Consider the following 7,422-nt stretch of genomic DNA (forward strand, 5'->3'; position numbering starts at 1 on the left):
GCCGTCCATGCCGCCACCTCGGTCGGACCGAGCGCACGCCTCTCCATCGAATTCGCCGACGGCCGCGTCGGCGCCACGGCGGATGCGGACCGGCCTCAGGCGACGCCTGCACCCGCGAGCTCGCCAAGCGCCGCTCCACGCGAAGCGAAGCCGGCCGCGCCGAAGCGCGTGGCCAAGCCGGTCGATCAGGGAAGTCTATTCTAGCGCGCCAGCCACTCCGTGACCTGCTGCTGCGAGTCCTTTCGCGCTTCGGCATCGGTACCGATATGGCCGCGTTCGGGCAATGCGGCGTCGGTCCCCGTGATCGCGCGCAGCGGAAGGTTGGCGCGGTCGAAATCGTGAGCCGCCCCCGGATAGACCACGATCCGCGCCAGCGCGCTGCGGCCGCGGGCGCCCTCCACCACCTGGCGGCAGGCCGATGGCGAACTGACGTCGTCCTTGGCGCCGATCAACAACAGCGTCGGCACGCGCGTGCTCCAGCCGAGGCCGGAGGAGATCCGGCAATCCGGATAGAAGGCGATGGCCGAGCGGAAATCCGGCTCGGCACTTCGTAGCAATGATTGCGGGCGAACCGCCCACAGCACGGCGCTGGCGCCGTTTGCCCACCCGATCAGGCTGATGCGGTCACGCGCCGCCCAGGACTGCTGCAACAGCCATTGCCGCGTCGCGTTGATATCGGCGACCCGCTCGCGGCGGGCCAGCACGCGGCGCTCCTTGACCTGGCACTGCGGGCCGAGTTCGCGCGAACCATAGCTGTCCGGCAGCAGCACCGCGTGGCCGGTCTTCAGCAACTGCTCCGCCCAGTCGCGGTAGCGCGGCTGCACCGGTTCGGATTGCCCGCTCAATCCGCCGCAGCCGTGCAGCGCGATCACGGTGGGAAACGGGCCGTCGCCATCGGGCTTGTAGAGCTGTGCATGCAGCGTCAGGCTGGCTGCGGCGGGGATATCGACCTGGCGCGGCGTCGGCAACGGCGCTGCATTTGCCGTGCAGGTCGCGACGAGGAGCGTCAGGGATAGCGCTGCTGACAGGAAACGCATCGGTTCAGGCCGGATTTTGGGGCGCCGCGGACACAGCGGACGCAAGGCTATCATGCGTCCTGGCCACAAAATCATTACAAGTAGGTCAGTTTCCGGGGCGGACAGTACGACCTATTTATGATAGATCGAATCCGGAAAATACGCTTAACGCCGGCCTTCGCGGACTCGGCATTGGAGAGTTTGACGGTGCTTAATAAATTCGGTCCCTCAGGCCATGGTGAAGCGCAGGTGCAGTATCTCGATGGCGATTTCCGCGTCATATCTCCCGGAACCTATGTGCGCTGTGCCATCACCGACGTGCGGATTCCGCTCGATGAGTTGAAATACTGGAGCGTCGATCTGCAGGAGGCCTATTCGGTGCCGAGTGCGGTGCTGCAGCGGCATTTTCCCGGCGCGCTGAAGTCGCAGGGTTGAGCATCAATTCGTAGGGTGGGCAAAGGCGCAACGCGCCGTGCCCACCATCCTTGCACAGCCGATATAAATAGTGGGCACGCTACGCTTTGCCCACCCTACGGTCTCTCCCGCGCCTTGAATAATTGCTCGGCGACGAACTTGCGTAGCAGCGCCGGATCGTCGAATTCGAGCGTCACCGCGAACAGCACTATTTGCTGCGCCCGATCACGCAGCCGCACCAGATCCTTTTCCGTTGTCACCAATGTCAGCCCGTCGCGTTTGGCCTCGACGATCAGGCCTTCGATCTCGCCCTGCGAATACGGATGATGATCGGCGAAGGCGCGCTGCTCGACGACCTCGATGCCAGCGGCACGCAGCGTGTTGAAGAATCGCCCGGGATCGCCGATGCCGGCGAACGCCAGCACGCGTTGGCCGCGCAGCTTTGCCACCGCCGCCGCATCCGGCTTGAGATGCGCTGACAGCACCGGCTTGCCCTGCGCTGCGATCTCGGCCGCCACCGGCGCTGCGGCAGTGCCGTCGCCGACGACGATCAGCGCGTCGGTGCGCGCCAGCTGCGGACGCAGCGGCGCGCGCAGGGGACCGGCGGGAAACACCTGTCCGTTGCCGATGCCGCGGCCGCTGTCGATCACGATCAGGGACGCGTCCTTGACGACCGCCGGGCTCTGGAAGCCGTCGTCCATCAGGATCACGGTCGCGCCCCGGGCCCGCGCCAATGGCACGCCGTCCGCGCGATTGCGCGATACGACGATCGGCAAATGGCCTGCCAGCATCAGCGGCTCGTCGCCGACATCGGAAGCTGCATGCCTGGCAGGATCGACCCTGACCGGACCGCGCAATGCGCCGCCATAGCCGCGGCTGAGCACGACCGGCGTCTCACCGAGCTCGCCCAGCAGTTTCGCCAGCGCCAGCACGGTCGGCGTCTTGCCGGCGCCGCCGACGTGATAATTGCCGACACAGAGCACCGGAATGCCGGCATGCAATCCCTTGCGTTGCAGGCGCTGTGCGGCGATGGCGCCATAGAGCGCGCCGAGCGGTTTCAATAGATGCGAGTTCAGCGAAGCCGGGCCGTGCCAGAAGGCCGGCTCACGCATTGGCGGCTCCCATCTCGATCCGCAGTTGCAACAGATACGGCTCGAGCGCGGAGAGCGTTCGCTCCAGCGCGCCGCCGAGTTGCCCAACCACGCGCTCCGACGCGGTGAGCACGGCTTCGCGTGCCTTGTGATCGGCCAGCATCTGCCCGAACTGCTTCACCAGCGCTTCCTGCGTATCGGCACGCCGCGCGCCGCCGGCGGAATCGAGGGCCTCATAGACGTCGGTGAAGTTGAAGACGTGGGGGCCGTGAACGACGGAGGCACCGAGCTTGATCGCCTCGATCGGATTCTGCCCGCCATGCTCGACCAGCGATCCGCCCATGAACACGATCGGCGCCAGCCGGTAGAACAACCCCAGTTCGCCCATGGTGTCGGCGACATAGATGTCAGTGGTGGCGGTCGGCAAATCCTCGTGCGAGCGCAGGGTCGGGTTGAGGCCGCTTGCAGCAATCATGCGCGCGATCGCCTCGCCGCGATCGGGATGCCGCGGCACGATCACGGTCAACAGCCCGGGAAAATATCCGGCGAGCGTTCGGTGGGTGTCGGTGAGGATCTCTTCCTCGCCGGGATGCGTGGAGGCCGCGACCACGACCGGCCGGCCGCGTGTCATCGACATCAGCATATCCAGCTTGTTGCCATCGGCCGGCGGCGCGGGAACGTCGAGCTTGAGGTTTCCCGTGACGATGACGTTGTGGCTTCCGAGCGCGGTGAATCGATCCGCATCGGTCTTTGACTGCGCCAGGCAAATGTCGAACTTATCGAGCAGCGCCGAGATGGTCCCCTGGACCCGCTGCCAGCGCGGAAACGATCGCTGCGACATTCGCCCATTGATCAGCACCATCGGCAGCCGCCGCGCGGCGCTCGACAGGATCAGGTTCGGCCACAGGTCGGACTCGATGAACAGCGCCAGCGAGGGCCGCCAGTGATCGAGAAACCGTGCGACGTAACGCGGTGAGTCGTAGGGAACATATTGATGAATGACGTCGGACGGGAACCGCTTGGCGACGATCGCAGCCGACGTCACCGTCCCCGAGGTCAGCAGGATGCGCAGGTTCAAGGCCCGCAGCCGCTCGATCAGCGCCGCCGCCGCCAGCACTTCGCCGACGCTGGCGCCGTGGATCCACACCAGCGGCCCCGCGGGGCGGACATCGGCGCTCATGCCGCGGCGCTCACCGACCCGCGCCGGGTCTTCCTTGCCAAGCCTCAACCGCCGGCTGATCAACGCAGGCGACAATGGCACCATGGCGGACGAAAGACTGCGGTAGACGCGCAACGTCATCGGCAGCGAATTAGCCAAGAGCGGCCTCCGGACGCCCGACCGCCTTGTAGGCGCGACGGGTCGCTTCATTCAGATATTCTTCTACCTGAAGGCGCAGCTTTTCCATAGTCTCGGCATCGGCATCCGGCGGGACGTACACATGTTCGATGCCTACCACCGCACCGCGCCCGAATGGCAAATTGATGGTGGTGGAGTCCCAGTTCTTCAACCGGATGAAGCGGCTCGTCACCATCGCAAAGGGCATGATCGGCCGCCCGGACTCGCGCGCCAGCATGATGATGCCGAGCCCGACCACCCGCGCGCGCTTCGGCACGTCGGCGGTGGTGGCGACGTTCCACTTGTCCTCCAGCGCCTGCAACATCTCGCGAAACGCGCCGACGCCGCCCTTGCGGTGAAAGGCGCCGCCATGATCGCCGGAACCCCTGATGGTTCCGATGCCGAGCCGCTCGGCGGCGATGGCGTTGAATTCGCCGTCGCGATGCCGCGAGATCAGCACCTTGGCGCGGTGGCTCTCCTTGGTCTTGATGAACGGCGTCATGAAATGCTGGCCGTGCCAGAACGCGAAGATCGCCGGCATCTCCGGCTCGACCTGCTCGTAGACGTCGGTCGGCTCATAGCTGAAGCGATTGGTCAGCCAGACCAGCCGCAGATATTCGGCCGCGAGCACACCCAGCGCGCGCTGAACGAAGGTGCTGCGCAGCAAATCGCGAATGAGACGTTTCAACTGGATTACTTCGTGTCTTGACCTGGATCGAGCAGCCGGTGGAGGTGAACCACGAAGTAGCGCATGTGGGCGTTGTCCACGGTCTGCTGCGCCTTCGCCTTCCAGGCCGCGAGAGCGGATGCGTAATTGGGATAGACGCCGACGATGTCGACCTGGTCGAGGTCCTTGAATGTAACGTGTTCGAGATCGGTCAGTTCGCCGCCGATGACGAGATGCAGCAATTGCTGCGGGGCACTATCTGGCATGATGGACTTTCCTAACGAGGTGCCCGGCAAACAAGAGCGATACTCTGAATCGCGGTATGAATGGAATGATTTGTGGCACGGATTCGACCGATTCAGGGCAACCGGTGATCCCGGAAATGCTCGACAATGCGCGCATGCCGATCGTTCCCCGCCGCCACCAGCACCCCGTGCACCACTTCCCGGCGATTATACTCAATCGCATCCCCCGAGAGCGCGGTCATTCTACCATTCGCTTCCTGCACGATCAAATTCGCCGCAGCAAGATCCCAGTCGCGGCTCTGACCGCCGGCAAAGGCAGCATCCAGATTGCCGTCGGCAACCCGACAGAGCCGCAGCGCCAGCGACCCGATTCGCGGATGCAGCGTGATCTCGTCCGGTGACTCGCTCAGCCGCTGCACCAGCGGCTTCGGGCCGGCCATGCGGGAAAAATCCAGCTCCGTTCCCGCGGTCGCGTGCACCGGGCTGTCGTTGCGGGTGGTGCCCTGCCCGCGGATCGCAAAGAAGAATTCGTCGCTGACGGGCGCGAACACAGCAGCCAGCACGGGTGCTGCTCCCGCCACCAGCGCCACGCTGACGCACCAATCCTCGCGGCCGGCGAGATAGGCGCGGGTGCCGTCGATCGGATCGACGATCCAGACCAGTTCCTTGCCGAGACGCGTATCGTCATCGACGCTCTCTTCCGACAGCCAGCCATAATCCGGCGTCGCTGTGCGCAGCCGCCGCTCGACGAGATCGTTGACGGCGATGTCGGCCTCGGAGACCGGCGAGGAAGCGCCCTTGGTCCAGTTCTTCAATTCGGTACGGAACAGCGACAGCGCCAGCGCACCGGCTTCGCGCACGGTGTCCCGCAACAGCGCGGCATCGCGCGCCCAGATCCGGTCGGCGGTATCAGCGTCCGCCAAGCGTCAGGCCCTCGATGCGCAGCGTCGGCGCGTTGACGCCGTAGCGGAATTCCAGGTCGTTGGCGGGAACCAGCGACTTGAACATCGCCAGCAGATGCCCCGCGATCGTGACCTCGCTGACGGGATAGGTGATCTCGCCGTTCTCGATCCAGAATCCGGAGGCGCCGCGGCTGTAATCGCCGGTCACGCCGTTGACGCCGGAGCCGATCAGGTCGGTGACGTAAAAGCCCTGCTTGATGTCGGAGATCAGTTCCTTCGGCGACATCGCGCCGGCTTCGAGATGCAGATTGTACGAACCCGGCGACGGCGACGACGAGACGCCGCGATGGGCGTGCCCGGTCGTGACCAGCCCAAGTTCGCGCGCGGTGGCGCAGTCGAGCAGCCACGTGGTCAGCACGCCCTCGTCGATGAGCGCGTGCTTCTTCACCGTTACGCCCTCGGCGTCGAAGGTCTGCGAGCGCAGGCCGCGCACGCGCAAGGGATCATCGATGATGCGGATATTCTTCGCGAACAGTTGCTCGCCCATCCGGTCTTTCAGAAAACTGGTCTTGCGCGCGATCGAGGCGCCGTTGATGGCGCCGACGAGATGGCCGACCAGCGATCCCGCGACCCGCGGATCGTACACCACCGGCACCTTGCAGGTCTCGACCTTGCGCGGGTTGGCCCGCGCCACGGTGCGCTCGCCGGCCCTGCGGCCGACGCTGTCGGGAGGATCGAGATCGGAGGCGTGCGGGGCCGAAGTGAAATCGTAATCGCGCTCCATGCCGGTGCCCTCGCCCGAGATCGCGGTCATCGAGATGCCGTGGCTGGAACGCAAATATGAGCCGTGGAAACCGGTCGAGGTCACCAGCACCATGCCGCCGATTCCGCTCGAGGCAGACGCACCGCCCGACTTGGTCACGCCCGTGACGGCAAGGCCCGCGGCTTCCGCTTCGCAGGCGCGACGCTCCAGTTCGCTCGTCGTTGGAACCGTGCGGTCGAGCAGATCGAGATCGGCGAACTGGCGCGCCAGCAGCGACGGATCGGCAAGCCCGACATACTTGTCGTCAGGCGCGACGCGGGCCATCGCCACCGCCCGCTCGGCGAGCTTCGCAACGCCGTCGCCGGAAACATCGTTGGTCGAGACCACCGCCTGGCGCTGGCCGACCAGCACGCGCAGACCGACATCGTCGCCTTCGGACCGCTCGGATTCCTCGACCCGGCCATCGCGCACTTCGACGCCTTGCGAGACGCCGCGCACCGCAACCGCGTCAGCGGCATCTGCGCCGGCGCGCTTGGCGGCCTCGACCAGGCGCTGCGCCAGCGTCGAGAGCGCCGATTGATCGAACAGGTCGGTGGTTGCGGGGGCTTTGGAAAGCGGCGAAGTGCTGGATGGTGAAGAGTTCACAAACAAAATCCCTGACATGGAGGGGGCTTTAGGGCGCCAATCGCCAAGGCCTTCAGATGTGCCGGAATCACGGGCATTTCAAGCATTTTGCGGCGCCAAATACCAAACATTTTCGGCAATTGCGCAAGGTCTCGTCAATCATTCGCGCCAAGGTCTTGTCAATCATGCGGGGAGATCCAGGGCAGGTGACGTCTCCTTAACCAGGCTTTTTAAGGCGAAACGGAAATCGCTCGGCTAAGGTCTCGCGTATCGACCGGGAACATAATCCCGGCGGGGAGATGAGAGCCGTGAGGCGTCAAACAGCAACAAGCGGGATCAATCCCGCCGGGTCGAGCCGTGTCAT

The 7,422-nt window shown here is 65.2% G+C and carries 8 protein-coding genes and 1 pseudogene; 2 read left to right on the forward strand and 7 right to left on the reverse strand.

Translation table 11 applies throughout. The annotated features are described in order from the left end of the window. Positions 1-204, forward strand: a pseudogene (locus tag CQ12_RS45010) (exodeoxyribonuclease VII large subunit); the annotation flags it as partial. Here the strand turns inward: CQ12_RS45010 and CQ12_RS12435 are convergent. Then, positions 201-1,037 (reverse strand): dienelactone hydrolase family protein, encoded by an 837-nt coding sequence (locus CQ12_RS12435; RefSeq protein ID WP_057835601.1) that lies wholly within the window; start codon positions 1,035-1,037, stop codon positions 201-203. The pseudogene CQ12_RS45010 and the gene CQ12_RS12435 sit on opposite strands and share 4 nt — an antisense overlap. A 186-nt stretch (positions 1,038-1,223) precedes the next feature. Here CQ12_RS12435 and CQ12_RS12440 point away from each other — a divergent pair, with 186 nt between their 5' ends. Further along, complete coding sequence (locus CQ12_RS12440; RefSeq protein ID WP_057861041.1) at positions 1,224-1,451, forward strand: DUF2093 domain-containing protein; 228 nt, start codon at positions 1,224-1,226, stop codon at positions 1,449-1,451. Positions 1,452-1,546: 95 nt separating this feature from the next. Here CQ12_RS12440 and lpxK read toward each other — a convergent pair whose 3' ends face one another. The 6 genes from lpxK to CQ12_RS12470 form a co-directional block, all read right to left on the reverse strand. Then, positions 1,547-2,542, reverse strand: coding sequence for a tetraacyldisaccharide 4'-kinase (gene lpxK / locus CQ12_RS12445; protein ID WP_057835603.1), 996 nt, complete (start codon positions 2,540-2,542; stop codon positions 1,547-1,549). Further along, positions 2,535-3,890 carry a 3-deoxy-D-manno-octulosonic acid transferase gene (locus CQ12_RS12450; protein ID WP_057835604.1) on the reverse strand — a complete coding sequence of 452 codons (1,356 nt, stop codon included), beginning with the start codon at positions 3,888-3,890 and terminating at the stop codon, positions 2,535-2,537. Before CQ12_RS12450 ends, lpxK begins: the two co-directional genes overlap by 8 nt. Then, positions 3,832-4,545, reverse strand: a complete 714-nt coding sequence (locus CQ12_RS12455; protein WP_057835605.1) for a lysophospholipid acyltransferase family protein — start codon at positions 4,543-4,545, stop codon at positions 3,832-3,834. Before CQ12_RS12455 ends, CQ12_RS12450 begins: the two co-directional genes overlap by 59 nt. Positions 4,546-4,550: 5 nt before the next feature. Continuing rightward, on the reverse strand, positions 4,551-4,790 hold the full coding sequence (locus CQ12_RS12460) for a DUF4170 domain-containing protein (protein ID WP_057835606.1): 240 nt from the start codon (positions 4,788-4,790) through the stop codon (positions 4,551-4,553). A 92-nt stretch (positions 4,791-4,882) separates the two neighbouring features. Beyond that, entirely contained in the window at positions 4,883-5,692 is an 810-nt protein-coding gene (locus tag CQ12_RS12465) for an inositol monophosphatase family protein (protein WP_057835607.1), read from the reverse strand. Continuing rightward, positions 5,679-7,079, reverse strand: coding sequence for a TldD/PmbA family protein (locus tag CQ12_RS12470; RefSeq protein ID WP_057835616.1), 1,401 nt, complete (start codon positions 7,077-7,079; stop codon positions 5,679-5,681). The genes CQ12_RS12465 and CQ12_RS12470 overlap by 14 nt, the downstream gene beginning before the upstream one ends. Between the last annotated feature and the right edge of the window lie 343 nt (positions 7,080-7,422).

This window comes from Bradyrhizobium jicamae (assembly GCF_001440395.1).
Classification (GTDB): domain Bacteria; phylum Pseudomonadota; class Alphaproteobacteria; order Rhizobiales; family Xanthobacteraceae; genus Bradyrhizobium; species Bradyrhizobium jicamae.